Origin of the sequence: Paraburkholderia sp. NPDC080076 (genome assembly GCF_050281145.1) — a bacterium.
Taxonomy (GTDB): Bacteria; Pseudomonadota; Gammaproteobacteria; order Burkholderiales; family Burkholderiaceae; genus Paraburkholderia.
Window position 1 is genome coordinate 280,471 of record NZ_JBNNWQ010000007.1, and the last position, 25,516, is coordinate 305,986.

Annotated in this window: 23 protein-coding genes; 6 read left to right on the forward strand and 17 right to left on the reverse strand. The window is 57.2% G+C overall.

All coding sequences use genetic code 11. From position 1 onward, the window contains the following. Positions 1 to 12: 12 nt before the first annotated feature. The 9 genes from ACQKRQ_RS27065 to ACQKRQ_RS27105 all read right to left on the reverse strand — a co-directional run bounded on the left by ACQKRQ_RS27065 (position 13) and on the right by ACQKRQ_RS27105 (position 8,292). Complete coding sequence (locus tag ACQKRQ_RS27065; RefSeq protein ID WP_427480678.1) at positions 13 to 762, reverse strand: SDR family NAD(P)-dependent oxidoreductase; 750 nt, start codon at positions 760 to 762, stop codon at positions 13 to 15. A 61-nt stretch (positions 763 to 823) separates the two neighbouring features. Next, positions 824 to 1,597 (reverse strand): SDR family NAD(P)-dependent oxidoreductase, encoded by a 774-nt coding sequence (locus tag ACQKRQ_RS27070; RefSeq protein ID WP_427480679.1) that lies wholly within the window; start codon positions 1,595 to 1,597, stop codon positions 824 to 826. Between the two features lie 70 nt (positions 1,598 to 1,667). Beyond that, positions 1,668 to 2,534 (reverse strand): isocitrate lyase/PEP mutase family protein, encoded by an 867-nt coding sequence (locus tag ACQKRQ_RS27075; protein WP_427480681.1) that lies wholly within the window; start codon positions 2,532 to 2,534, stop codon positions 1,668 to 1,670. 80 nt (positions 2,535 to 2,614) lie between these two features. Next, the gene (locus tag ACQKRQ_RS27080) at positions 2,615 to 3,442 is read right to left on the reverse strand and encodes an SDR family NAD(P)-dependent oxidoreductase (protein ID WP_427480683.1); all 828 of its coding nucleotides are present in this window, start codon (positions 3,440 to 3,442) and stop codon (positions 2,615 to 2,617) included. 261 nt (positions 3,443 to 3,703) lie between these two features. Beyond that, positions 3,704 to 4,426, reverse strand: coding sequence for an ABC transporter ATP-binding protein (locus tag ACQKRQ_RS27085; protein WP_427480685.1), 723 nt, complete (start codon positions 4,424 to 4,426; stop codon positions 3,704 to 3,706). Further along, positions 4,416 to 5,162, reverse strand: a complete 747-nt coding sequence (locus tag ACQKRQ_RS27090; RefSeq protein WP_427480687.1) for an ABC transporter ATP-binding protein — start codon at positions 5,160 to 5,162, stop codon at positions 4,416 to 4,418. Before ACQKRQ_RS27090 ends, ACQKRQ_RS27085 begins: the two co-directional genes overlap by 11 nt. A 15-nt stretch (positions 5,163 to 5,177) precedes the next feature. After that, positions 5,178 to 6,131, reverse strand: coding sequence for a branched-chain amino acid ABC transporter permease (locus ACQKRQ_RS27095; protein ID WP_427480689.1), 954 nt, complete (start codon positions 6,129 to 6,131; stop codon positions 5,178 to 5,180). Next, entirely contained in the window at positions 6,124 to 6,999 is an 876-nt protein-coding gene (locus tag ACQKRQ_RS27100) for a branched-chain amino acid ABC transporter permease (protein ID WP_427480691.1), read from the reverse strand. The genes ACQKRQ_RS27095 and ACQKRQ_RS27100 overlap by 8 nt, the downstream gene beginning before the upstream one ends. A 126-nt stretch (positions 7,000 to 7,125) precedes the next feature. After that, positions 7,126 to 8,292, reverse strand: a complete 1,167-nt coding sequence (locus ACQKRQ_RS27105; protein ID WP_427480693.1) for an ABC transporter substrate-binding protein — start codon at positions 8,290 to 8,292, stop codon at positions 7,126 to 7,128. A gap of 863 nt (positions 8,293 to 9,155) precedes the next feature. Between ACQKRQ_RS27105 and ACQKRQ_RS27110 the strand changes: the two genes are divergently transcribed. The 6 genes from ACQKRQ_RS27110 to ACQKRQ_RS27135 all read left to right on the forward strand — a co-directional run bounded on the left by ACQKRQ_RS27110 (position 9,156) and on the right by ACQKRQ_RS27135 (position 16,125). After that, positions 9,156 to 10,460 (forward strand): MFS transporter, encoded by a 1,305-nt coding sequence (locus ACQKRQ_RS27110; RefSeq protein WP_427480695.1) that lies wholly within the window; start codon positions 9,156 to 9,158, stop codon positions 10,458 to 10,460. Positions 10,461 to 10,754: 294 nt separating this feature from the next. Continuing rightward, positions 10,755 to 11,768, forward strand: a complete 1,014-nt coding sequence (locus ACQKRQ_RS27115) for an amidohydrolase family protein (RefSeq protein ID WP_427480697.1) — start codon at positions 10,755 to 10,757, stop codon at positions 11,766 to 11,768. A gap of 124 nt (positions 11,769 to 11,892) precedes the next feature. Further along, positions 11,893 to 12,654, forward strand: coding sequence for an SDR family NAD(P)-dependent oxidoreductase (locus tag ACQKRQ_RS27120; protein WP_427480699.1), 762 nt, complete (start codon positions 11,893 to 11,895; stop codon positions 12,652 to 12,654). Between the two features lie 476 nt (positions 12,655 to 13,130). Then, entirely contained in the window at positions 13,131 to 13,913 is a 783-nt protein-coding gene (locus ACQKRQ_RS27125; protein WP_427480701.1) for an SDR family NAD(P)-dependent oxidoreductase, read from the forward strand. Positions 13,914 to 14,333: 420 nt separating this feature from the next. After that, positions 14,334 to 15,194 carry a shikimate dehydrogenase family protein gene (locus tag ACQKRQ_RS27130; RefSeq protein WP_427480703.1) on the forward strand — a complete coding sequence of 287 codons (861 nt, stop codon included), beginning with the start codon at positions 14,334 to 14,336 and terminating at the stop codon, positions 15,192 to 15,194. Positions 15,195 to 15,414: 220 nt separating this feature from the next. Beyond that, on the forward strand, positions 15,415 to 16,125 hold the full coding sequence (locus tag ACQKRQ_RS27135; RefSeq protein WP_427480705.1) for a transposase: 711 nt from the start codon (positions 15,415 to 15,417) through the stop codon (positions 16,123 to 16,125). A gap of 144 nt (positions 16,126 to 16,269) precedes the next feature. Here ACQKRQ_RS27135 and ACQKRQ_RS27140 read toward each other — a convergent pair whose 3' ends face one another. The 8 genes from ACQKRQ_RS27140 to ACQKRQ_RS27175 all read right to left on the reverse strand — a co-directional run bounded on the left by ACQKRQ_RS27140 (position 16,270) and on the right by ACQKRQ_RS27175 (position 25,515). Beyond that, positions 16,270 to 16,962, reverse strand: coding sequence for an ABC transporter ATP-binding protein (locus ACQKRQ_RS27140; RefSeq protein WP_427480707.1), 693 nt, complete (start codon positions 16,960 to 16,962; stop codon positions 16,270 to 16,272). Between the two features lie 2 nt (positions 16,963 to 16,964). Further along, complete coding sequence (locus ACQKRQ_RS27145; RefSeq protein ID WP_427480709.1) at positions 16,965 to 17,729, reverse strand: ABC transporter ATP-binding protein; 765 nt, start codon at positions 17,727 to 17,729, stop codon at positions 16,965 to 16,967. After that, a complete protein-coding gene (locus tag ACQKRQ_RS27150; RefSeq protein ID WP_427480711.1) occupies positions 17,726 to 18,757 on the reverse strand; it encodes a branched-chain amino acid ABC transporter permease in 1,032 nt (343 codons plus the stop codon). Before ACQKRQ_RS27150 ends, ACQKRQ_RS27145 begins: the two co-directional genes overlap by 4 nt. Positions 18,758 to 18,761: 4 nt before the next feature. Further along, positions 18,762 to 19,634, reverse strand: a complete 873-nt coding sequence (locus ACQKRQ_RS27155) for a branched-chain amino acid ABC transporter permease (protein WP_427480713.1) — start codon at positions 19,632 to 19,634, stop codon at positions 18,762 to 18,764. Between the two features lie 181 nt (positions 19,635 to 19,815). Further along, positions 19,816 to 21,006, reverse strand: coding sequence for an ABC transporter substrate-binding protein (locus ACQKRQ_RS27160; protein ID WP_427480715.1), 1,191 nt, complete (start codon positions 21,004 to 21,006; stop codon positions 19,816 to 19,818). 319 nt (positions 21,007 to 21,325) lie between these two features. Then, the gene (locus tag ACQKRQ_RS27165; RefSeq protein WP_427480717.1) at positions 21,326 to 21,703 is read right to left on the reverse strand and encodes a carboxymuconolactone decarboxylase family protein; all 378 of its coding nucleotides are present in this window, start codon (positions 21,701 to 21,703) and stop codon (positions 21,326 to 21,328) included. A gap of 907 nt (positions 21,704 to 22,610) precedes the next feature. Then, positions 22,611 to 24,095, reverse strand: a complete 1,485-nt coding sequence (locus ACQKRQ_RS27170) for an aldehyde dehydrogenase (RefSeq protein WP_427480719.1) — start codon at positions 24,093 to 24,095, stop codon at positions 22,611 to 22,613. Between the two features lie 1,006 nt (positions 24,096 to 25,101). Next, positions 25,102 to 25,515, reverse strand: a complete 414-nt coding sequence (locus ACQKRQ_RS27175) for a (R)-mandelonitrile lyase (protein WP_427480721.1) — start codon at positions 25,513 to 25,515, stop codon at positions 25,102 to 25,104. Position 25,516 lies beyond the last annotated feature (1 nt).

Consider the following 25,516-nt stretch of genomic DNA (forward strand, 5'->3'; position numbering starts at 1 on the left):
GCGCGGCGCCGCTCAGCAGATCGTCACACCACTGTCCACTGCCAGCACCTGCCCGGTGACGACCCGCGACTCGTCTGAAGCCAGGTACACCGCCAAGTGAGCGATATCGATCGGCTCCGCGAGACCTAGCAGATGCCGCGCAGCCAGCGAATTCTCTCCCGAGTTGGCGTTGAGGTAAGCTTGCACCCTCGGAGTGCGCGTGATGCCGGGCGCGATCGCATTTACCCTGATCGCGTGACGCGCATAGCCTGCCGCCATCGAACGCGTAAGCGCCAAGACGCCGCCCTTGGCTGCTGTGTAGCAGTCTCGGTGCGGCACCGCCATCAAGGCGACCATCGAGGCCATGTTGATCACCGAGCCACCGCCTGCCTTGATGAGTTCGGGCAAGCCGTGCTTGCAGCACACGAACGTGCCGAACAGGTCAAGCTTGATGGCACGCCAGAACTCGGATTCCGGAGCTTCAGTAACGCAACCGTCTTGCGACGTGGAGCCACCTGCCACGTTGCAAATCACGTTCAGGCTGCCGAACGCTTCAACCGTATGGGCAATGGCGTTGCGTACGCTGTCGCTATCGCCGACGTCGCAACGAAGTACAATGAAGCGGCCTTCCGCTTCGGCCGAGCTAAATAGACCATCCAGGTCGGGATTTATGTCGGCGGCCGCCACCGACGAGCCTTCAGCCAGAAACCGCTCGCAGATGGCGCGGCCGATGCCGCCGCCTGCGCCGGTAACGAACGCGATCTTTCCGTTAAGCCTCGTCAAAGTCTTCTCCTATTGCTTGTCAGGCGCGAGTACTAACAACGCGCCATGAATGATGTGCCCATCACGCCCAGGCGTTTGCAGGGTTCTGTACGCAGAATTTTCCGCCAGCGATCTCCACGCTGGTTCCAGTGATGTAAGAAGCGCAATCGGAGGCAAGGAACAGCAATACGTTGGCGACCTCGTCTGGGGTGCCGAGCCGATTCAGTGCGACCTGGCTTGCCAGTGACTCGCGCTTGGTGGCAACGAAATCGGCCGTCATTGGTGTCTCGATGAGACCGGGGATGAAACCGACGACTCGGATGTTGAAGGGCGCCAGTTCGCCAGCCAGCGACCCGGTCATGTTGATCACTGCCGCTTTGGAAGCGGCGTAGGCTCCGCTGCCCAGTACGGGTATCAGTGCGCCGAATGATGCAGCGTTGATCAACACTCCGCCGCCGCGCTTTCTAAGCTTGTCTGCAGCGATCAAGCCTCCGTAGTAAACCGACTTGAGATTGACATCCATAGTCTTGTGCCACTCTTCCTCGGGTGTGTCGATCAGCTTCATCTTGAGGAAAGTGCCGGCGTTGCTGACCCAAATGTCGATGCCACCAAAAACCTCTTCGACTCGGTCGGCGAAGGCGAGAATTGCTTCCCGATTCGACACATCGACAGCTTGACCATAGACTTCGAGGCCTTTCTCCGCCAAGGTAGAGAGCGCTTGATCGACATTCTTTTGGGTGCTGCTGCAGATGGCCACTTTCGCGCCTTCGCGCGCGAACAATTCGGTGGCGGCATAGCCGATCCCTGTTGTCCCACCAGTGATCACTGCAACCTTGCCCCTGAGATTGACGTCCATTCCTTGAGCTCCTTTGGTTTCCTAATTTATGTGATGGCTTGCATTAACTTGTTCTTATCGGCTCACCGTGCTACTTTTCGACCGTATTCTTCTCGACGTCTAGAAGTTTCTGGATATCGATCGCCGCGAAGACTTGTGAGAGTTCTTCCTTGTAAGCTCGCCCGAGAGTGGGGTCAACAAGCCCCTGCGCCATTGCTTCGTAGCAAAGGCGCAACGCCTTCTGGCGCGCAAAGAACGGGGTTGTGGCGTCGATAACGAGTTTGTAGCCAAGGCCGGCCACATCTTGGAGCGACATTCCGATTGACCCCAGTCCCTCAAGCGTCATGTATACCAACGGACCTTCAATTCGTTCGCCGATTGTTCGATACTGCTCTGGATTCGTGGGAATAACGATGAGAAGGTCGGCGCCCGCTCGTCTGTATGCTTCAGCGCGTCTAAGTGCTTCGTCGAGGTCGTCGGTGATGCAAGCATTGGTCCTCGCGATGATCATGAAATCCGGATCGCGACGTGCCGCCACCGCTTGTTCAATCTTCTGGACCGCTAGTTCGAATGGAACAACATGTTCGATGCCAATGTGATGATGAACACGCTTTGGAAAGATCTGATCTTCGATCTCTATTGCCGCGAAGCCCGCCGCCTCCGCCATCGCCACCGTACGATGCATGTGCATGGGTTCGCCCCAGCCACATGCGCCATCGAGAATAAGAGGCAATGAGCTGGCGGCTCGGATGTCCAGGGCGGCCTGAGCCATCTCGGTTACGGTAAGGTTGGCCTCAGTCACCGTCTTCAAGTAGCCCAACGCGCCACCACCCAGATAGAGCGCCCGAAAGCCACTGGCTTCAGCGAGCTTCGCGCTGATAGGGTCAAGCACCAGCGGGACCACCGGCGGAGCGTCCAGCTTCAATAGTTGACGCAACGTTGCTGCACCCGTCTTCATATGTTTCTCCGGTTAAGATTGCCGGGGGGCGATCTTCGTTTCCAGTTCCCTTGCCATCAGCCGGTATGCATCGCGCGGGATCAGGCGGTATGATGATCTTCCAGATCCGGGGCATAGTGCGTGGCTGTCCAGCCGCCATCGACGGGCAGGATCACGCCCGTAATGAACGACGAGGCTCCCGAGGCCAGGAAATAGACGGCTTCCGCGATATCAGAAGGTGTTCCCGTTCTTCCGAGCGGTGCGCCATCGACCATCGCGCCTACCAACCAGCGATTGCTCTTGATGCGTTCAAATGTCGCCGGCGTTGCGATGAAGCCGGGCGACACGGCGTTAAAGCGAATGCCTCGGCGACTGTAATCTGCGGCCATTTGCCGAGTGAGACCGATCACGCCCGCCTTCGCAGCAGAGTAGGGCGCACTCCCGCGGAAGCCGACCATTGCCCACACCGATGCGAGATTGACCACCGCTCCACCATCCTTCATCTCTCGCACCGCCTGACGCGACATCCGGAATACGCTGCCCAAGTTGATATCGATGTAGCGATGCCATGTCTCGTCGGATGTCTCCAGGGCTTCCTTCGCGCTGCCCAAGCCCGCGTTGTTTACGAGGAAGTCGGGTGGGCCAAGGCGCTCGCGGCACAACGCGAAAATCTTCTCTGGACTGGTTTCGTCCGTTACGTCAAACGTTGCGCACGAGAGGCGTGATCCCGCGCTCGCATTGCGCTGTGCAAACTGTTCGAGGGCACCCGCATTCATGTCCACTGCGAGAACCGAGCAGCCCATCTGCAGAAACTTGACGGCGATGCCTTCGCCGATTCCGGACGCCGCCCCGGTAACAATTCCAATCATCCCCGGTGCAACGCCGCCATCAGCCACGTGTTCAGTTGAGTTCTCCTGCGCGTTCGTCATGTCAATCTCCATGGAATTACCTGTACTCCGTGTTGTCTCACCTGCGATGGCCGGCGGAGCCAGCCAAGATCGCAGGAGTGAAAGGCGTGCCTGAGCGCCGGTCTGTTCACGTCTCCGGTCTACATTGACTGACAGGAGCACGTCATTAACTCAACCAATGCGCCAAAACTTGCAGAGTGGGTCGACAAGAAGAATGGTCTCGCCACTCTGCGGCGCCAGATAAGAACAAAACCGTCTTCTCACGTGGCGTTCGACGGAACGTCAGATTCCGAGATAGGCTTTCTGAACCTCTTCGCTTTCGGAAAGTGACTTGGCATCGTCTTCCGCGATCACGCGGCCACCCTCGAGGATGTAGCCACGATCAGCCATTGAGAGGGCAACCTCAGCGTTCTGCTCGACGACGAGGATGTCGACACCACTCTTGGCGATCTTGAGAAGAAGGTCGGAAATGCGATCGACCACGACTGGTGCGAGGCCGATGGTCGGCTCGTCGAGCATCATGACGCGCGGGTTACTCATCATCGCGCGCGCGACTGCAACCATCTGCTGCTGACCGCCGCTGAACGTTCCGGCAATCGTTGAAAGCCGGTCTCGCAGTTCCGGGAAGTCGGTCAGAACTCGATCCATATCGCGGCGCACGGCGGCGGGATCATTGCGCGTGTATGCGCCAAGTTCGAGATTTTCCTTTAACGTCATCTTGCCGAATAGTCGGCGCCCCTCAGGGACCACCGAAAGGCCCTTCTTGACCAGGCGATCTGGGGTCAGGCCGCGCAGATCCTCCCCGAACAGCTTTACGGTTCCGGCCACCGGCTTAAGCAGGCCGCAGATGCACTTGATGATCGTCGATTTCCCGGCGCCGTTAGCGCCGATCATCGTGACAATCTCGCCGCGTCGCACCTCGAGCGAGACGTCGGTGACCGCTGGGACGTCGCCGTAAGATGCCGACAGACCGATGACTTGCAGTGAGGGGGCTTCACTTGGCATGGCTGCTCCCGAGATAGGCTTTAATGACTTGTTCATTCTGTCGGACTTCCGCGGGAGTGCCGGTCACCAGCTGACGGCCGTGGTGCAGCACGACGATGCGTTCGCACACGGACATCACCGCCTTCATGTTGTGCTCGACCAACAGGATCGTGCTGCCGAACTCACGCCGGATCGTTTGAAGCATATCCAGGGTTGTCGCAACCTCGGTCTGATTGAGTCCCGTCAACGGCTCGTCGAGGCAGAGCAGTTTCGGACGTGTGGCGAATGCGATTGCGATGCTGACGAGCCGTTGAATACCGTGTGGAAGGGAACTCGCGATGGTTCCCAGATGTGGGGTAAGCCCGAGGATTGCAGCGGTCTCCTCGACACGCTTCATCCGCTGTGCACTCGATGTGCCCGCGAGCCAGTGAACCGTCCCAACCAGGATGTTGTCGTGGACCGTCATGGTGGGCAGGTAGCTACCGTGCTGAAACGTCCGGGTAAGACCCATGCGGCTAATGCTAGTCGGAGATTTCCCGGTGCAGTCCTGTCCGAACACCTCCAGGGTCCCCGACGATGGCTTGATAAAGCCACTGATGAGATTGAAAGTGGTGCTCTTTCCAGCTCCGTTCGGTCCGATGAGGCCAAGGACTTCGCCCTCCCGGATGTCAAAGTTGAGGTCCGCGACGGCGACGAGGCCGCCAAATCGACGCGTTAGTCCAGTCGTTCGAAGGAGAACAGCGTTCTGGCCAGTCATATTCGTTCTCCCGATTCAGCGCGTGACGGTCTTGGAAACATGTGCAGGTGGCTTCGCCCTGCGCCCTTTGAAGCACTTGTGCCATGGCAAACCGACCAACCCTTGCGGCATGAGCAGCATTGCGAGCACGATGGCGCCGCCGTACACGTAGTGCTCTGCATCTCCCAGACCCAATGCGAAGGTATTGATTACCACCAGAATGACTGCCCCAAGAATGGCGCCAAATATCGACGATTCGCCGCCGACTTTGACGAAGGCGAGGGCGAAGACAGTAACTAAGAACCCGAAGTCACCAGGACTGATCACGTTGTTTACGAACCCGTGGAGGCTACCGGCGACACCGGCGCAGAACGATGCGATAGCAAAGCAGATGATCTTCAACGACAGAACTCGCAGTCCCACGGTCCGGGCAATGTCTTCGTTGTCACGGATCGCGACCAGCACTTTGCCAAAGTCTGATTTTTCAATCACATATAGACTGAACAGCAGCGCGATGACCACCGCCATGACCAGTGTGGGCATCCACGGATCGAGAATGCGCGGCGGATAGATGCCACCCATTCCTGCGACCCCCCCAATGACAGCGATCTTCCCGAGCGTTATCCGCACTACTTCCACAAACGCGAAGCCGATCAACATGAAGTACGGGCCTTTGACCCTGAGTGTTACCAGGCCGAACAGAATACTGATACCGATGACGACCACGGGGCCAAGAAGCATCGCAAGTGGAAACGGCCAGTTCAACAATGTTGTCGCGACACCAGCCCCGTAGGCTCCAAGCCCCACGAACGACGATGTCGCGAAACTCACTTCACCGATGAGCATGCCGAAACGAAGGCTCGCCGCAATCAGGGCCGAGATCGCAATCAGGTTGATTACACTGACGGCATATGGGCCCTTCACAAGAAACGTCGCCGCGACTGCGAGAGCGGTACCGACGGTCCACCAACGGATGTGGAGATTACGCATGAGGAATCAGCCCCCTCGGCCGGAAAACCAGAACTAAAATGACAAGGCTAAACATCGCGATTGTCGCGGTCGACGCATCGAAGAAATACCCGCCCACAGCCTCGATGACACTGATGAGGAGCGCACCGACGATAGCGCCGGGCACGCTGCCTAGCCCACCCATCACAATGGCGACGAATGACTTCATCAGGTAGTCCGTGCCCATCGTTGGTGTCACCATAGATACCGGAGCGATGAGTACGCCGGCGAGAGCGGCCATCATCGCAGCCAGCAGGAAGCCGACCAAGGCAAGTCGGTTGTATGGAATGCCCTGAAGCATCGCCGCTTCGCGATCGGCCGCCACCGCTCGTAGTGCCTTGCCGAGCTTAGTCGCAGCCAAGATCCAATACAGTCCACCTGTCATCAGCGCCGCGATCGCGCACAGCACGAACCGCTGTGTGGTCAGTACAGCGCCCAAGATCGCCATGTTTCCTTCAATGACTGGAGGTATCGATCTGACAGTTCCGCCGAACACCTGGAGAAAGGCACCGTCCAGGACGAGCGCCAACCCCATCGTCAGAATGAAGCCGCCCTCGAGGTCACGGAGGAAGCGGGAAATACCAAACTTGTAAACGATCACCGCAAGGGTCATCGACACAAGAATCCCTCCGGCGGCCGAAATCAGGTACGCGGACTGAATGGAGTAGCCTGCGAGTACGATCTTCGGAACTAGCAAGCCAACCATCAGCGCGGTCACGGCAAAGAAGTGTCCGTGCACGAAATTCACGACGCGCAAGATCCCGAACACCAGCGTGAGACCGAGTGAAAATAGAATGTAGACGGCACCAATCTGCAGGGTCGTCACAAACAACTGCAGCGCAGTTTGCATGATTTAAATCCTGAGGTCGAATCTATCAACTGCAGTTGCTTCCGTTCGCTGTCAAACGGCTTTGCGCCACAAATTCGGCGGATGAAGCAGGGCAGGGGCATCAACTCGAATGTTGCGGACGAACCGTTACGACTTCGGTGTGATCTTTGCCCGTTCGACGACCTTTCCGTTGACGATCTGCGTGATGTAGACGGGTTGCAACGGTTGTATGGTCGCGCCGTACGCTTCCTTGCCGCCAAAGCCGACGTTGTCCGCATAAAAGCTTTTGTACCGGACCGTCGGCATGACGGCGGCAATGTCCTTGGGCTCCAGGCTCTGCGCCTTTTCGGCACCAGCCTTGAGCATGTAGACCGCGTCATAACACGGGTTGGTGGCGATGCTCAGCGACTCACCAATCAAGGGTCTTGCCTCCGCGTTTAGCTTGCGCTGATGATCCGTGGCGCTGGGCCCGTCGAAGGTCATGGCGGCACCCATGTAGACGCCTTCCGCCGCCGCCCCGCCGGTGGCGACAATGCCTTCAGCGGCGGTCCCATCGGTGGCCAACTTGATGCCTTTGTACCCGAGGACTCCGAGCTCTTTAAAGACAGCGCCAACGACGGATGGTGGGGGTGACGCTAGGTCGATGATGTCCGGTTTGACGGCCACAAGTCGCTGCGCGGCCGGCTGGAACTCGGTCGTGCCTGCCGCATAGAAGTCGCTTCTCACCACCTTGACGCCGGCCTTCTCCCACAACTGGCGAACGACCTTTTCTGCGCCTCGGCCATTTGCGTCGTCAACATTGAGCAGCGCAATAGTTTTGGCCTCCGGATGTGTCTTGGTCACATACTGGACCATGACCGGCACCACTTCGATCGGCGAAACGATATCCGAGAAAGTCAGAGGGAAATTCGGTCCTTTGCCGCTCGGATCCCAGGCCTGGCTGAACAGGAGGGCGCCTTGGCGTTCTGTCAGGGATTGCGCAGCCATGATTGAGGAACTTCCGACCGCGCACATGTATTTCACGCCGTCGCGGTTCAGCAGTGTTTGTGCGACCTTCGTGCCCTCGGCGGCGGTCATTTTGTTGTCGTAGGTCACGCAATCAATGTTGTAACTCTTGCCCTTGACTTTGATACCGCCAGCCTCCTTGATCTCCCTAGCCGCCGCTTTGCACATGAACTCAGCGCCTTTGCCCCACGGCGCGCCGGCTCCCGAAAGCGGAGCAGAGACACCGAACTTGATTGCTTCCTCGGCGTGCGCTGCGAAGGCAGCGGTGGAGGCAACCGCGAGAAATGCGCGTTTGCTGAATGATTTCATTTCGTCTCCTTACTTGTGATACCGATGATTGTTTTTGAGAGCGGATCTGTTATGTCCGCTTTTCACAGCACTCAAAATTGGTTAAAAGCTCATGAGATTCGAGTTGAATCGACACCGGTCTGTTCAAGCCGGGAAGTCAAGCAAGCGTTGAGCGTCGACATCGTCCGTCTCTCTAGATTGGGTCTCAGAATAAGAGTGGCGGAGGGCGCGAACAATATGGTCGTGCAGGAAGAACCTTTGCTCTGATCGACAAGCTCTGGACGGCTGCAATCGGTCGGACCATACGGCACCGCTCGTACACATAGGCAACCCCTTACGTTGATGAACCTAACGGTTAACCCTTATGTTGTGACACAAGAGCCGAGAGGCGGCCAATGCGAGCCAAACCGGGGATCGCGAGACGTTCGAAGTAAGGGTCGCTTATTTCGGAAATCCGGTTGACCGATGGAGCAGCCCGATAACGTTCGAGGCTCAGTCGCAGCAAGGTCACTTCATGTGGACCCAAAGTCCATCGTCTATTCGGAGCCTCGTTTCGCACGGTGACCCGCCCACGTACCCGGGTGAAGACGGCTGCGTGGGCCTATGCCACTCGGCGCGCTTGATCGCCGGTATCTGGCCCACCATTCGTCGCCTCGGGTATACATCGGCCACGGTTATGACAGAACAACCGCTGGCTTTCTAGTTCGGCCGGTCAAGTCGACAAGGCGACAGAAGCACGCGGCTCTACCCGATTTTTGCGAAATCCGGGAAGGACCTTGTCCGGGATATGGGCTCGGGGAGTTCGACGAAATTGCACCGGCTTGATACGCTTAGCTCAAAGTCCGAGCAGACCTCGGAAAGAAATATCTGGAGACGAGACGCAAATGAACATGCTCGAAGAGTGTGCAGTTAAGAAGGCGATGAGGCGCCTCGTGCCCCTCGTAGTGATCTGTTACTTCGTCGCCTGTCTCGACCGAGTAAACGTTGGCTTTGCCGCGCTTGAGATGAACAAGGACTTGGGGCTCACGGCCGCCGCCTTTGGCTTCGGATCGGGCCTTTTCTTCCTCACGTATTTTGCCCTCGAGGTGCCCTCAAACCTGCTCCTCGCACGGTTCGGAGCACGACGCTGGATTGCGCGAATCATGTTCACGTGGGGACTGATGTCGGGTGGAATGGCGTTCGTTACAAACGAGACCAGCTTTTACACATTGCGCCTGTTGCTCGGCGCAGCCGAAGCAGGCTTCTTCCCTGGGATTGCGTTCTTCCTGACCTTATGGTTCCCGGCCGCATACCGAGCCCGCGTAATGGGGTATTTCCTTGCTGCGGCTCCGCTCGCCCTAGTATTTGGAGGACCGGTTTCCGGCGCGCTCCTCGGCCTGGACGGATTTCTAGGCCTGGCCGGGTGGCGCTGGATGTTTATCATCGAGGCGGTTCCAGCGTTAGTATTGGCGGGCGTCGTCCTCGTGTATCTCACGGACCGTCCCGCCGTCGCGGCTTGGCTAACGGACGAAGAACGCAAGGCACTAGCCGAGCGTCTTGCGATCGAAGAGCAGGATCGGCCGGTAGTCCAGCACGACCGCCTTTTCAAAGCGTTGTTTAATGCTCGCGTATTGTTCCTTAGCCTCGCTCATTTCGCGATCGTTCTATCCATTTACGGCGTCAGCTTCTTCATGCCGCGGATTATCAAAGAGTTCGGGCTAACCAACTTACAGACCGGGTTCGTATCATCGACGCCATACATAATTGCCGTGATCAGCCTCGTCTGGTGGGGACGACGTTCTGACGCAAAACTGGAGCGACGCTTCCACACTGCGGTGCCGGTCCTGTTCGCAGGCGCCGGCTTGGCAGCAGCGGCGCTGCTGGTCGATCCAACCGCCAAGATGATCGCATTCGGTGTGGCAGCAATGGGTAGTTTTGGCGCACTGCCGGCGTTCTGGTCTTTGTCCATGAACGCGCTTTCGACCAAAGAGGCGCCAGGTGCTATCGCGGTCATCGGTGCGGTGGGCAATCTGGGCGGCTTTGTCGGACCGTCCGTCATGGGTTTGGCGAAAGATCACACTGGTAGTTTCACTGCCGGTTTACTCTTGCTCGCTGGAACGGCCCTCGTGGCGGCTGTCATTGTGCTGGTTATCGGCAGCGGGCACCCGCCTCCCGGCGCGTACCGCCAACATGTTTCGCCGTCGAAGTGAAGCTCCGTATCGTGGCGACGTTGAGGCGAGGGCGTTGGATGCCGCAGTCTCATCACATCACCGTCCGTACCGTTGAACCGAACAATTGACGCCAGTATGCGTGTCTAAACGTGGTCCTGCCCAGCGCTCATCGGCCGGGTCTGCCGCGAGGTCGCGATGGGGTCGGCAGCGCGCTGACCTCGGCGTCCGTGTGAAGGTGATCACGTTGCTTCCCTAGTAGAAGTGGGAGTCCCTGCAGTGCGCTTTGCCGTTCAAAACGGCGAGAAACAGAACTCCTACAGGAGCAAGAGAAGAATGACGATCCTTAGACAACCCGAAAAGGACGAGCCTGTTCTCGATCCTGAAATTCCGATCATCGATGCACACCAACATCTACTTGATCGACCGGCGCTGCGCTATATGCTCGACGACTATCTAGCGGACGCTAACAGTGGTCACAAGATTGTTGCTTCGGTCTACGTCGAAACTCAAGCGTTCGCTCGCTCGGGTGGCCCGGAACTGCTGCGTCCAATTGGTGAGATCGAGTTTGCCAATGGCGTTGCGGCAATGTGCGAAAGCGGTACATACGGAAGATGCCTTGTCGGAGCGGCGATCGTCGGGCACGCCGATTTGAGGTATGGGGATGCGGTCGCTGACCTCCTCGATCGCGCGCAGGAGACCGCTCCTCAGCGCTTGCGTGCCATACGTCAGATCACAATTGAACATTCGAGCGACGCACCTTTTCGCTATATGACAAACCGCCCACCCGTCGGCGCACTGCAGGATCCGCAATTTCTTAAAGGCTTTGGTCAGCTTGCCCGGCGAGGACTGGCGTTTGACGCAGCGGTGTTTCATCAACAACTTCCAGATATTTGCAGTCTTGCGAGCAAGTTTCCAGATACCACTATAGTGCTCAACCACCTTGGCATGCCAATGCAGTTGGAATTGGATCAAGCCGGACGCATGCGTGTATTTTCAGAGTGGCGGGACAGTCTATTTGAACTCGCACGCCGGCCCAACGTTGTTTGCAAGGTCGGTGGGCTTGGCATGCCCTATTGGGATTTCGGGTTCGATCGCCGACCGAAACCTGTTGGGTATCGTGAACTGGCCGCCGCGTGGCGACCATATATCGAGGTAGGGATTGAGGCATTTGGGGCAGATCGATGCATGATGGAAAGCAACTTTCCTCCGGATCGACGCTCGTGCAGCTTCTCCTCGCTATGGAACGCGATGAAGTACGTCGTGAGAGATTGCACTCCGGAAGAGAAAGCTTCGCTGTTTCACGACACTGCCGCACGGATCTACCGTATGGCCATTACGAGCGGATGATGCAAGGGAGCTTACGGGGGGAAGGTACGTCTTATGCAGCGAGTCGCAACGGCCATTCAGGAGATGAGAGATCCTTATTCATCTGACCCGTTGCCGTGTGTACGAGTTCTAATTGGGGAAAGAAATGAATCGGTTTGACAGTCGCGTAGCGGTGGTGACAGGGGGTGGCAGTGGCATTGGTGAGGCGGTCGTCAAAGGCCTTTATGCCGAGGGATCTTCGGTCGTGGTGGTCGACACAAATGAAGCGAACGCCAAACGGGTGGCCGACAGTTTGGGTGACTCCAAGCGCGTCTATGCGGTGACCTTGGACGTGACGGACCGGGTCCGCGTGGAACAGGTAATATCTGATGCGGCTCTTCGATTCGGAAGACTCGACCTGCTCGTGAATTCCGCTGGCATTCGGGGAATAGGATCGGTCATGGATGTGGACGCGGAACAGTGGCGTCATGTCCACGCAGTGAATCTGGATGGGACGCTATACATGTCGCAATCGTTCACGCGGCTGGTTAGTAAGGGCGGGAAGCCCGGAGCCATCGTGAACGTCTCTTCGGTAGCCGGCATCATGGGCATTCCGAACCGCGCCAGCTATGTATCGTCGAAGCATGCCATCGTCGGTCTCACACGAGAAATGGCCATGGAAATGGGCCCGTTGGGAATCCGCGTTAATGCCGTTGCGCCGGGTATGATCCGCACCCCCATGACGGAAGCCTATTTCCAGGAGGAAGAGGGCGAGAGCCGGATTCGCGCGTACCATCCGGTTGGGCGCGCAGGTCTCCCCGAGGAAGTTGCGGCGGCGATTCTGTTTCTTGCGTCCGACGATGCAAGCTTCGTGACTGGCGTTACGCTCGCGGTGGACGGAGGCATTACGGCTGGTAGAGGCTGGTGAAGCGCCCTTCCTGGCCGCCTAAGTCAGCTAACCGCTGAGTCACCGATGACCTTTTAGGTTCCGCCTGCAATATTCGGCTGTCGCGGGCGAACGGTCTGTGGCGTGAGATGAAAAGCTAGGATGACATGGCTCGACTCCGACCGCTTTCATCGACCCGCTTTCGAATCGTTATGTCACACAGCTGGAGAGAGCGCACGCGAGCCTTCAACCTGAGGCACCTTCTAAGTGTCGAGCGAGGGATCGGATCTTGCCAAGCGTACGCGCGAAGATGGGTCGGGAGCCAAAGTCCTTACCAATACGTACAAGGGTTGAAGCTGACGATCGCGCTTAGAATGCGACGAGCCATGTCCACCAAATCACCATATTCGCTTGAATCGGAGGCAGGAAGTGACACAATCCACTCAAGAATTTACTAACACCGATACGGCTAACATGCTCAACGTCTGGAAGCCCGTTTCTTCGCTGGAGAACTGATTATGATCGATACCGGCTCTAGGTTGAGCGTTGTCCTCGGAGGGGCAAATGGCATCGGCGAGGCGTGTTGCCGCCTCATGGCAGAGCGTGGATGGCAAGTTGCTGTCGCAGATGTAGACAGCGACGCTGCGTCGAAGCTCGCCGCGGACATCGGTGGTAAAGGCTATTGTGTCGACGTACGTAGCCTAAACGCGCTCGAGCAACTAGCCTTGGACATTGAGCGCGAGCAAGGAAGCGTCTATTCACTTGTCGTCTCGTCGGGAGCATTTCAGGAGCGATTTTCGCCCGATGAGCTGCCTATTGAGCTCTGGCAAAAGGTGATGCAAGTCAACCTTGATGGAACGTTCTATGCTAATCGTGTTTTCGGAACGCGTATGGCTCGACAAGGGAAGGGTAGCATTGTCAACGTTGCATCGGCAGTTGCATATGGATCGTCGCCACTTCACGCGTACGGTCCGAGCAAGGCGGCAATCGTTAATCTCACGCGAACACTGGCAGGACAATGGGGCAAGTCCGGCGTCCGCGTAAATTCCGTATCCCCTGGCGCTACGGCGGTTGCGCGAGTGTTGGCCCGACCGACGGGTCGGTACGCGACTGATCTGAGTTCATGCATGGCATTAGGGCGTCGCGTGGAACCGCTGGAAGTCGCCGAAGGTATTGAGTTCCTTTCGTCCGACCGGGCATCTGCGATCACCGGCGTCGACCTTTTGATCGACGCCGGCCTTGTCACCGCCAATGGATGGTCACTCTATGGTGGCGTTCCAGATGCCGCGACGGATCAGTGACGGTCGAGGGGGATGGCTTTGCCTGAATGGACGAGCCGCAAAGAGGAGCGATCTGTCCGACACAGACACATAGCGGCGTTGCTCGGACGTCGCATCATGCCGCTAGTGATGGTCGCGTCAGTGGGCGGCGGGATACGTAGTATCCGCCGCGCATCGCAACCAAGCGGGATCGTTGCCGGTTAAGCGAGTCATCGCTCAGTGCATTGTTGCTCCCGAGAGAGACGACTGTGCTTCACTAGGTGCCGATCATCGGGATCAGACGCCCATTTCCTCAGAACCGTTCAAGGGTTGAGCGCCTACGCGTACCGTGCTCATAGAGATGATTCTCGATTGAAAGCGACGCGAGCGGACCGATTGATTGTTCACACACCCTCTCTCCTAACCTCTAACGCGTCCGCTAAGGACGACCTCACGGGTCGGATGCCGATTTATCTTGAGACCACCAATTTTCTATCGGAATCTTTTTCAAGGCAGGATGACAAGCGAATGCTAGAGAAGCTTAACGGTGATACACGGTTGTTCCCCATTATTGGGACACCCATTATTCATGTCAAAGCACCACAGCGCCTGACCAGCGGTATTGAGGCACGAGGCTACAATGGCATCTGCATCCCATTAGAGGTCGCCGATGAAGATCTTGAGGACGTGATGCGCGGCCTCTCTCACAGCGCAAACGTTGGTGGCGTGTTGGTTACCATGCCACACAAGTTCAATGCTTTTAAGTATTGTGGCACGAGTTCACGCACGGCGAAGCTCCTAAAGGGGGTGAGCGTAATGCGTCGTAATCAGGACAGGTCATGGCATGGTGAGATGTTGGATGGACTCGCTTTCGTCAAAGCGCAGGTCGATGCCGGAGCCCGGCCAAACGGTGCACGGGCGCTGCTGGTGGGCGCAGGTGCGGCGGGAAGCGCCATCGCCATCGCACTGCTCGAGGCGGGAGTTCGCGAACTGACCATTCACGACTCTAATGAAGCGCGCGTCGAGCAACTTATGACAATTCTTGCTGGCATCGGCGTAGGGCGGGTATCTGTCGGTTCCGCTGACCCGACCGGCTTCGATATGGTTTGCAATGCGACGCCGATGGGTATGACGGCCGGCGATCCGAGCCCAGTTGCGGTAGAACTGCTTAGCGCTTCCATGTTTGTGGGCGACGTTGTAGCAGGACATGGAGTAACTGCGCTTTTGCAGGCAGCCTTGGCCGCTGGTTGCAATACAGCCGATGGCGTACAAATGGTCGAGGCCCAACAAGAAATGATGCTCGACTTCCTGTTGGGAGGCTGAGTGCGACCGTCATGCAGCTCGCATTGGCGCGACAGTCAACTTGAAACCACAGATGTGTCGCCCAATGCAATGTGAGGTCCATTTCGGGCTGCGGTCGCGCGTTCTTGTAGCCGCTTTGGTCAAACACGGGTTTGATGGCAGTCCGAGTTTGGCCTCGGTTGGGGCGCTGTTGCCCGCCTGTGGTTGACGCCGCAAGAGCCCTTCCAACGTACCGAGCGATATGATCCGAGCGCGATCGAACGCTTGCAGAACGAGACTTTTCCCGCGATCGCGCAACAGGTCCGGCGCCGAGCACGCCGACGTATTCTTTTGGGACGAGTCTCGTTTTCGCGCCGATTCGGTACATGGCAAAACGTGGGTGCAGCGTGGCGGAACGCCGGTCGTCGAAAAAGCCGACGAGCGCCGAAGCATGAGCGCTATCTCAGCAGTGAATTCCAAGGGCGCTTGCTGGTTTGACACTTACGCCGGCGCGCTCACGAGGGAATTCGTTTCATCCTGTTTGTTGTGGATTCACAGTTACCATTTAACTAAAGATTGGCTCATGGATCGCGAGATTGCGAAGCGCTTGTACTGTCTGCTCACGTATCGGGAGACAGGCCACGCTGGTCCGGTGCGGGGGCGTTGCGGGATCTCGCGTCCGACGCTACGCAAATGGGTGACGCGGCATCGCGAGACAGGCGAGCAGGGTCTTCATTCACATAATCGAAGACCATTTAAGGTCCGAGCAGGAAAGGATCGGAGCCCGACCGGGCGACAATTCTCCGCACACGCGCGAAGGCGGAGGGACGCGGCGAAATCAGGGCGAACTGCGACTGAAAGGAAAGCCGTCACGACCCTCTGCGCGCCTAGGGTCGATTTGTTTAGCACCGCGGCGCCCCGCGCTTTCCCTGCCCATACGATGTCCACCAGTAAGACAGCGTGGCGGGCTTGAATCATCCTTGCGGCAAGGGTCGGCAACCTTGGATGTTGCAAGCGGGGGCATCCGACCACGCCACAATGAACGTGTCGAACGGCTCAAGAGTACCTTCGGCGGCTCCGTAACCCTTAGACTTTCGGTAGCATCGGAGTGGAGCTATCAAAGGTACTCCTCGGCTAGAGCGACACCGCGGATTTCTTCGACGGTGCCGCTGCGACGTATTTCCCCACTACGCATAACGTAAGCGCGATCGACGAGCTTCAACGCAGGTCTTGCCATTTGCTCGGTCATCAGGATGGTCGTGCCCCGACGCTGTAGTTCCCGGATCGCATCGCTGATTCGTTCGATCCAGATCGGCGCCAGACCGAGAAATGGCTCGTCGAGCAATAGCAACTTCGGCATCGTACTCACCGCCCGCGCCAGCGCAACAATCTGTTGTTGGCCGCCGCTCAATTGGTTTGCCGGTTGACGCGCACGTTCGACTACTAGTGGAAAAGTCTTACGTATCCACGCGAGGTTTTCCCCGACCTTCGCCACAGGATGGCCTAACGTACTTGACAGGACATTCTCAGTGACGCTAAGTGAGCTAAATACCCGGCGACCCTCCGGCGAATAACCTATTCCGAGTCGGGCACGCGCGGCACACGACATTCCCGCCAAGTCCCTCCCGTCGAACTGTATTCGACCGGAGACGTTGGGAACTAGGCCTATTACTGCATTAATAAGACTCGATTTTCCCGCGCCGTTCGATCCAACAAGCAGGACCGTTTCGCCTCGTTGAACTTCTATGGATACCTCATGCAGAGCAACTATGCCGCCGTAGCGGACTTTCAAGCTTTCGATGGTTAGCATTTTCAGTCCTCGCTTGCGCCTAAATAGGCATCGATGACGTCACGGCGCGACAATACTTCATCCGGGGGGCCCGCGGCCAACAGGCGGCCCGACTCAAGGACCACAACTTGCGGGCAGAGTCGCCGTACCAAGTCCATATCGTGCTCGACGATTAAGACACCGCAGCCGAGTGTTTGGCGCGCGTGCTCGACGAATCGATCCAATCGCGGACGTTCCCGTCGCTCAAGGCCAGCCACGGGTTCGTCCAGTAGAAGAAACCGTGGCCGGACCGCGAGCACCATAATCAAACCCAGCATCTTCTGAAGGCCATACGGCAACTTGTCACTTGGCTCATCGAAATGGCTCGAGAGTCCAAACTCTTCGAGCAGTCCGGCAAGCGCCAAATCTGGTCCTCCTTTGGAGGCGCTAAAGCGCTCCGCACGGAACAAGTTCTCCGCTACAGTGGCGCTCCGAAACGTATTGGTCTGCTGGAAACTTCGCACGACGCCGAGACGGCTAATGCTGTGGAACGGCATGTCGGTGATATCCTGATGCCCGAGAAAAACTTTGCCTGCAGACGGGGAAAGCATGCCGCAGACGACGTTGATCAATGTGGTTTTTCCTGCGCCGTTGGGACCGATTACCCCTCTTACTTCGCCTGCCGGCACTGTCAAGGAGATACCTTCGAAGACCTGCAACCCGCCGAATCGTTTCGCCATCGCTTCGACTCGAAGTGGCTCGTATGACCGACCTTCGCGACCGCACTCAGTATCGCGCGGGTAATTCATATCCGTTCTCCTTTCGCGTGGTCATTCGCGCCGCCTTTTGTCTGGTCGTCTACATCCTCCTTCAGATTACCATTCGCCCGTCCCATGAGCGTGATGAAAAGCCGCTGGCATCCGCCCACGATGCCGCCAGGCACAATCATGACGCAAACGATCAGCAGAAGCCCGAACAGCGCGGTGGAGTATTGGCCTTGGCTGCTAAACGCGTTCGACATTGAGATGAGCAGCACTCCCCCGATTACAGATCCAAGCATCGTGCGTCGACCACCGATGAACGCGTAGGCAATATAGTTAACGGCAGAGAATGACGCGAACGAACTCGCGTTCGCCGTTGATAACTGATTTACTAGCGCGAAGCCAGCTAGCCCCGACACTCCGGCCGATGTTACGAATCCGATGGTCCGATAAACGTGGACAGGAACTCCAAGACTCTGTGCCAGCGTCTCGTTTTCCTCTATCGAAGAAAACTCGGGCCGAAAGCGATCCGTCACGACAAACGTCACCAGCGCTGCGGCGACCCCGATCACAACCGTGACAAGCACCAGCATCGACTGAGACGCTAACTGCACGCCTAAGAAAGTCGCCGGCGGTAGAGCGGTTATGCCGTCGGCTCCGCCGGTCAATGTGGGTGTCTCAAAGAATGCAATCTGCAAGATTTCGTTGAAGATATAAGTAATGAAGATAAAATACGTACCTTTCAGCCTTAAAACTAGCGCCCCGAGTGGCAGTGCCAGGAGAACCGGCACGACAAAGGCGATCGCCATCAACAAAGCGAGATCAGTCGTACCCGACTTTGCGAGTATCGCCGCCGCATAACCGCCAATGGCCATAAACGCCGGCACGGTAAAAGCCAGCAGGCCTAGGCGCAGCATAATGTAGACGCCTAATGCCGCGACAATCCCGATTACCACTTGGTTGGTAAGAGAAAACGCCAGCGCGTTCGTCGTGACGAACGGTACAGCGACAAGAGGAACGAGTAATGCAACGGCCCAAAGGTCGAAAACAAACTCACTGCGTCGGTTGAGTTGCATGAGCTCAGGCCCTCCGCGCTTCACGGCCCATTAGGCCGGCTGGACGCACAAGAAGGATCAGCAACACGAGAATGAAGAGCGCAAGCGCCCCTTTCGAACCTCCGAGGTACACGCTCGAATACGCTTCAACCAAACCGACGACGAACGCTGCGATGGTCGAGCCGCCTACGCTGCCTAGTCCACCAAGAATCACCATGATAAAGGCCTTGGTGACAACCGATTCGCCTCCGTGCGGCTCTAGTGCAAGAATCGGCGTGACCAGCGCGCCGGTGAGTCCAGCGAGCGCAGTAGCGATGCCAAACGCCATCGGAAACATTCGTGCAGGAACAATTCCCTGAGCGGTCGCCACGGGTCGGTCATCCGCCATCGCACGCAATGCGATGCCGTACCGTGTCTTGAAGATGAGGTAATACACACTTGCAATTGCCAAGGTGCATATGACGAGCACGATAAGGTTCGCATAAGGGATGTAAATCCCTCCGCTGCGCATTACGCCCGACACGGGAAAAGTGAATGCAGCAGGTTCAGGCCCGTACACGGCGACGATCCCGCTGGACATAATTAGATAGATGCCGAGCGTAAGAATCATTGTTGCGATGTGATCGCTCACGTACTTGTCTACTAACACAAACTCGATAAAATAACCAAGGACGCCCGTCCCAATTGTGGCAAGCAGGACGGCAACAAAGTACGGAAAGCCGAGCGACTGCGTCAGCGTAAACGCGAAATACCCTCCGAGAATATAGAATCCGCCGTGAGCAAAGTTGATCACGCCCAGAATGCCGAAGATGAGTGTGAAGCCGATGCTAATTAAAGCATACTGAGTGCCCATACTCAGGCCGATAAGCCCCGTCGATATTAAACTTTCCATTTCCATACCTTTGGCGTAACCCGTATGTGCGGGGATCCTGATAGGTGGCCTCCTTTCCCGGCAGCCACGCGCGCATGAACCCAGCGACGAATTGGTCGGAACAAGGGCGGCGGCCGAATGGCAAGCCGCCATGAGTGGAGCGAAAGCATTCTGTCTTGACAACACTGCTGCTAGTCGAGAAGTTGTACTACTCGGCCGGAATATCGATTCTCTTGACCGGGATCTTCTTACCGTCAACTACCATACCGAATCCGATCGGAAATGCGAGTTCTTGGTTGATCCCATAATGGGCTTTACCACGCCAGCCGCCTTTCCCGAGATAGCGGGACTCTGGCGTCATCTTGCGCAACGCATCGGCGATTTTCTCGGCGTCTTGGTCGGTCCCTGCGATCGAGATGCCGTGCAACAGTTGCTCTGCCGCAACTGACATCACGGGGAAAAGCGGGTTTTCTGGTGCCGGAGATTTCATCAGCCGTTCGTAATCGACTTTCATTCTGATGACGCCGGGGTCATCCACCGGGCTGGTTTCAAGCCAATAGAAGGCTTTTAGCTTAGCTGCTCCGCCAGCACCCAGAAGGATTGGCGCAGACCCCGCACCGCCGAGATTACCGATTGCCCCAGCGTATCCGGCCTCAAGCAACTGCTTAATTAGGATAGCGGAATCCCCAGGAGGAACTGCCGAAGTCTCAATTGTATCGGGGTTGGAGTTCATCACACGCATCGCGAGCGGCGCAAAATTTGTTGTTCCTCGCTGATAGTATTCGAGAGAAGGTTTAACACCTACTTCGCCGTACATCATATTGAGAACCTTGCCGCTGTCCGAGCCGCCTTGGTCATTGGGGGCGATGATCATCACAGATTTGAATTTGAACTTGTCCTTCGCTTCTTTAATCAGCTTCCGGCCCCACGCCTCGGGTGTTTGCAACGCATGAAAGCCCATCGGGAACTCAGGGCTTATTGCCGAGTTCATATAGGTCGCGTTGAAAAAGACCTGTCCGTTGCGCTTGGCGACTGTCCGAAATCCAGTCGTGTCGGGAGAACTCGTCGGTCCGACGGTTGCGTGGACATTTTGACTAGCGAAATAATTGGAGGCGGCCGCACCGCCGGACGCTGTGTATAAGTCATCAAAGCTAAGGACTTTGACTTTGCACCTTCTGTCACCCATCTGCAAGCCATCAGCCTCGTTCGCCAACGCCGCATTAAATTCGGCCCCTGCCTTCGCTGACAGGCCCCACGATGCACCGCCGCCAGTCATTGGACCGACCGCACCGATCTTGACTTCACATTCCTGCGCCACCGCGGCTGTGGCCCCTATGCAAATTGCGAGCAGGATCGCCGGCCATGCAGCCGCATGAAGTGACTTACAACCGTTAATCATTGTCGTCTCCGAAAATTATTCTCGTTCTGTAGCATCACTAATCTCTCCGCGTCGCTCGCAAAGCGCAAATATCACGGGTGGCGGGGGAGGGAACGTGTCACGGTCTCTTCCCAACAAATTCTTCCCGGTGTTGACTCTCCTTAATTTCCGAATGGCTCCGGGTGCAGCACCGGATTGCTGAGCGCGTCTGGTGCCGCTCATCCTGTAAGGCAATATGTAGCCGCCGGTACAGCGCTCACCACTCAGTGCTTAGAGAATGTGCCGCTCCTTGGTAGAAATGCAAACCGGACTGGGCTGCGCCAGTTACCGATCATCCGGGTCATATTCCCATCTCTTCAAAGACCTTGCGAGCAACTTTAAACGAACTCATACCGGCTGGCATACCGGCGTAGACTGCAACTTGTAGCAGGCATTCGCGGACCTCCGCTTTGGTCACCCCGTTAGTGATAGCGCCACGGATATGCCCCGAGAGCTCATCCAGGCGATTCATTGCTGCGAGCATTCCTATATTCAGAATGCTACGGCTGCGGCGGTCCAGATCGGGACGTGTCCAAATTTCTCCCCATGCAAATTCGGTCACCAACTCCTGCATTGGCATGCTGAATTCGTCTGCACTCTTAAATGCTGCATCTACATAGCTCTCGCCGGCCACTTCCCGGCGCACCGCTAGGCCCTTATCGAAAAGATCCTTGTTCACTTTATCTCCATATTCGGGTGGATGAGTATCAAGCAACGCCTTGGTGGGCTCTGCTACGGTTCTTCGGTAGCAGCGTGCCTCGCGGGTGGATTCATAACCGGGACTCTGATTTTTTTGTTCAAGCTATCTTATCTAGCCAACGCGCGTGCGTCGATACCGGGCCGCATGCCAATGAAGCAAAGGTGCTTGCCAAAAACTGTGGAAGAGCTGGCCCGATCCCAGCTCTGCGTGCATGGGTCGCCGTCAGCGGGACGTGCCGATACATGCAGTACTCGGGATGGCTGAGCCACCGGGATTCGAAAAAAGACGTTAAGGTAAAGAGGTCAGGGTACGAGGATGACCTTGCTGGAATTCAACAAACTATCCTCACGACGTCCAGATGCGCAGAGTAACGCACAGTCTCGGAATGCTGCTCCCTAGGCGCCGACGTCTTCACCTGTGGTGCGGTGGGTTTCGTAGGCCATAATGAAGGGATAGGACGAGGTTTGTAAGAAGCCAAGACCCCACGAACTGGAGATCGCCTTGGGAGAGATCATTGCGCAGGCGATTCTCCACAAATCCTTGCGCAGCACCGAAGCGGGACGAACCATTGAGTCCAATTGCTTCAACCACCGGGCGGCTACTGTCGAGATACGAATGGCTCACCCGGTCAAGTCGTCATTTTCTGAGGGGGCGCGCGCCAAATATGCCCCTCATCTCGCGGCGTGCCGGATTCACGATCGATTCCGCGTAGGGCCGCCGGGCTGCAAGGTGTAAGGGGCGGCCGCAGTATGCGCCTCGTGGCAGCGCGTAATCCACAAAAGTCGCCTGCATGCGCAGTCCTCGTCAGCGCGCTCCGCTGTCGCACGCACCAAGCCGCCTCGGCAGGCTGACGTGGAATATGGCGTCGTTTTGGGCCGTTGCCTCATCATGCCGAGTCGGCCGTTGATGGCTTGTCGAGCACGATCGCTTTGGTTTCGAGGAAAGCCATCAGTCCCTCGGTGCCCCCTTCACGTCCGATACCTGACTGTTTGAAGCCGCCGAACCCGATCGAGAAGTCCGTGCGGGAGGCATTGTGACCTACGGAACCTGCACGGATCTGCCGCGCGACATGGAGCGCGCGCTGTTGGTCGTTCGTAAAGACTGCCGCATTCAGCCCAAAGATCGTGTCATTGGCCATCTCGATCGCGTGCGTCAGATCATCCGCGGGAATGACGCTCAATACGGGCCCGAAGATTTCCTCTTGCGCAATGACGGAACGGTTGTCGACATTGCCGAAGACTGTTGGCTCGAAGAAGAAACCCTTCAGCAGATGCGCTGGGCGTTTTCCTCCCGCGGCAAGCGTCGCCCCTTGTTCAATTCCTTTGGCGACATACTTCTCAACCGTTTCGCGCTGTCGTGCCGTCGCCAACGGACCAGCGGTAACAGCCGGGTCAAATGGGTCGCCCAGCACCATCGCACGTGCCACTTCGCTGAGCGCATCCACCATCGCATCATGCTTGGCGCGGGGTACGATTATGCGAGTCAGGCTGTGGCAAACCTGGCCGGAAAGATACCCGAAAAAGGATCCGCCGATGGTCTTGGCCGCTGTCGTAACATCGAAGTCGTCAAGGACGATGGCGGGGGACTTCCCACCTAATTCCAGCGTGACGCGCGCGACCCGTTCCGCGGCGGCAGCTCCGATCTTGCGCCCAGCGGCTGTTGACCCAGTGAATGTGATCTTGTCCACGCCGGGGTTGCGGATCAACTCCTCGGAGACGCCGCGGTCGGCGGTAACGACATTGACCACGCCCGGAGGAAGACCTATCTCTTCGCACATCTGTGCGAAGAGATAGGCTGAGCAGGGCGCCTCAGGGGAGGACTTGATGATTACCGTACAGCCTGCCAACAGTGCCGGCGCGATCTTGTATGCCATCAGCCCCGCCGGACCGTTCCACGGCATGATGGCCACGACTACGCCAACAGGTTCGTGAACACAATAAGCCTGGTGACCGGTTACGGACCTCCTCTCCTCTATGAACGGGAAGGTCGATGCCAAAGCGGTGTATTGCCGGAATGCTCCACTGAGGAACAAGCCGATGCGTGGCTGCGCCACCTTGAAGACGATTCCGGACTCGATTGACCAGACACGCGCGAACTCATCGTTCAACTGTTCGAAGCGTGCCGCGATCTTTTCCAGATAGCCAGCTCGTTCCACATGAGTCATGCGCGGCCATGCGCCTTTGTCAAAAGCTTCGCGAGCTGCTGTCACGGCGCGTGCGACATCGACGGATTGCGCCTCTGCCACGGTGGCAACGACCTCTTCGGTGCTGCAATTGACTACGTCGAACGACGCGGATGTCGACGGCTCCACCCATTGTCCACCAATAAACAGGCAGCCTGGATGTTTCAGGTTGATGTATGTCTCTGTCAATTATTTGCTCCCAAATCGAGGTGACAATGAGCGGTGGCGCGGCTCTGGCTTCAGAGGACGAAGAGGCCTTTCCGTCCGTCGACGTGTTGAAGGCCTGGTCGGCATCCTCCGCTTGGTCGGGCTCCCAGCGGTGAAAAACACATCCCATGAATTGGGCGACGAGTACATCGCTAGGTCCGCGCGTTGGTCATTGCGGCTCTGCGGTTCCTGGAGACGCTTCGAGCACGCTGATATCCACCGTGTGCTCGCACCGGAAGTCCACAAACCCATCGATGGGGAGATACTTCTCGCGAAGCGGGTCCAACGCGTGGTCGCGCCGATCCATGGCCCAGTGTTCGAATCGGGGCCAGCTTTTGCTTCGTAGGAAACGGTCCGGTTTCGCATTCGCATACCCGCCTGTAGTAGCAAGAATCGCCCGTTTAGACATGACGTTAGCTTTGCCGTACGCATCGGCTTGGTTGTTGCCCCGTCTTAACGCACGCAACTCTCCAACATATTGCTCGTCGAATTCATGCTGTACTTTACGGAAACGAATGGGCCACATATACCTGAGCACGGAGAAAGGAGCTTGCCGGGAAATGCAAAACACGAAGCCGTTGCTTTTGGTCCTATCGACACGGACTCAGCAAAAGGGGCGACGCAGATCCGATAACGATAGCGTTCTGGATGCGGATTCGGACAAGGCTAACGAAACGCGTATGAAACGATTGAGAGCGGAGCGCTCGCCATTTTTTGCTCGCGTAGGTGTGTTGTTCGGCCAAGATTTTGTAGAGGACGCGCTAACACCGCCGTCGCGACAGCGATCGCCCACGCGTCGTCGAGCAGGGTCGCTTTAACAGACCGTGACGCGATCTTGTAAAGTGCACGGCAGGGCACCGCCAGAAGGATTTTTGAAGTCCATTGTTCGGCCGAAGCGGTCGTTGGACGCCTTTCGCGCGAGAGACCGCAAGTCGTCCGAAAACGGAAGTCGCAGTGCGGAACACTATGCGTCATACCATTGAAATACTCAGTCTGGTTCGACCTGACTAGCAAGATATTGCTCGTCTGTTACGGGCTCCATCCAGTCTACATTCTTACCGTCGAGGAATTCGGTGATTGCCAGGTGCGACATTGCGGTTGAGGCAGTCGCGCCATGCCAATGTCGACGCTGGCACGGACACCACACAACATCCCCCGCGCGAATTTCCTTTTTAGGTCCGCCTTCGCACTGCGTCCAACCCACACCTTGCGTGACAACCAAGGTCTGACCAAGCGGGTGAGTATGCCAATTGGTACGCGCACCTGGCTCGAAGGTCACAAGGGCGCCTACAGAGCGAGCAGGCGCGTCCGCCTTGAAGGGACTGTCGATGCGTACGGAGCCAGTGAAACATTCTTTCGGAGCTATTTGTGACGGTATGCTGCCAACACGAGTGATCTTCAAG

Bases quoted from the DNA above. Each gene is read 5' to 3' on its own strand.
- ACQKRQ_RS27075 (WP_427480681.1), bottom strand. From the start codon at position 2,534: ATGAAGACGGGTGCAGCAACGTTGCGTCAACTATTGAAGCTGGACGCT.
- ACQKRQ_RS27100 (WP_427480691.1), bottom strand. From the start codon at position 6,999: ATGCAAACTGCGCTGCAGTTGTTTGTGACGACCCTGCAGATTGGTGCC.
- ACQKRQ_RS27105 (WP_427480693.1), bottom strand. From the start codon at position 8,292: ATGAAATCATTCAGCAAACGCGCATTTCTCGCGGTTGCCTCCACCGCT.
- ACQKRQ_RS27070 (WP_427480679.1), bottom strand. From the start codon at position 1,597: ATGGACGTCAATCTCAGGGGCAAGGTTGCAGTGATCACTGGTGGGACA.
- ACQKRQ_RS27095 (WP_427480689.1), bottom strand. From the start codon at position 6,131: ATGCGTAATCTCCACATCCGTTGGTGGACCGTCGGTACCGCTCTCGCA.
- ACQKRQ_RS27085 (WP_427480685.1), bottom strand. From the start codon at position 4,426: ATGCCAAGTGAAGCCCCCTCACTGCAAGTCATCGGTCTGTCGGCATCT.
- ACQKRQ_RS27150 (WP_427480711.1), bottom strand. From the start codon at position 18,757: ATGCAACTCAACCGACGCAGTGAGTTTGTTTTCGACCTTTGGGCCGTT.
- ACQKRQ_RS27110 (WP_427480695.1), top strand. From the start codon at position 9,156: ATGAACATGCTCGAAGAGTGTGCAGTTAAGAAGGCGATGAGGCGCCTC.
- ACQKRQ_RS27120 (WP_427480699.1), top strand. From the start codon at position 11,893: ATGAATCGGTTTGACAGTCGCGTAGCGGTGGTGACAGGGGGTGGCAGT.
- ACQKRQ_RS27140 (WP_427480707.1), bottom strand. From the start codon at position 16,962: ATGCTAACCATCGAAAGCTTGAAAGTCCGCTACGGCGGCATAGTTGCT.
- ACQKRQ_RS27080 (WP_427480683.1), bottom strand. From the start codon at position 3,442: ATGACGAACGCGCAGGAGAACTCAACTGAACACGTGGCTGATGGCGGC.
- ACQKRQ_RS27130 (WP_427480703.1), top strand. From the start codon at position 14,334: ATGCCGATTTATCTTGAGACCACCAATTTTCTATCGGAATCTTTTTCA.
- ACQKRQ_RS27125 (WP_427480701.1), top strand. From the start codon at position 13,131: ATGATCGATACCGGCTCTAGGTTGAGCGTTGTCCTCGGAGGGGCAAAT.
- ACQKRQ_RS27160 (WP_427480715.1), bottom strand. From the start codon at position 21,006: ATGATTAACGGTTGTAAGTCACTTCATGCGGCTGCATGGCCGGCGATC.
- ACQKRQ_RS27155 (WP_427480713.1), bottom strand. From the start codon at position 19,634: ATGGAAATGGAAAGTTTAATATCGACGGGGCTTATCGGCCTGAGTATG.
- ACQKRQ_RS27090 (WP_427480687.1), bottom strand. From the start codon at position 5,162: ATGACTGGCCAGAACGCTGTTCTCCTTCGAACGACTGGACTAACGCGT.
- ACQKRQ_RS27115 (WP_427480697.1), top strand. From the start codon at position 10,755: ATGACGATCCTTAGACAACCCGAAAAGGACGAGCCTGTTCTCGATCCT.
- ACQKRQ_RS27135 (WP_427480705.1), top strand. From the start codon at position 15,415: ATGATCCGAGCGCGATCGAACGCTTGCAGAACGAGACTTTTCCCGCGA.
- ACQKRQ_RS27145 (WP_427480709.1), bottom strand. From the start codon at position 17,729: ATGAATTACCCGCGCGATACTGAGTGCGGTCGCGAAGGTCGGTCATAC.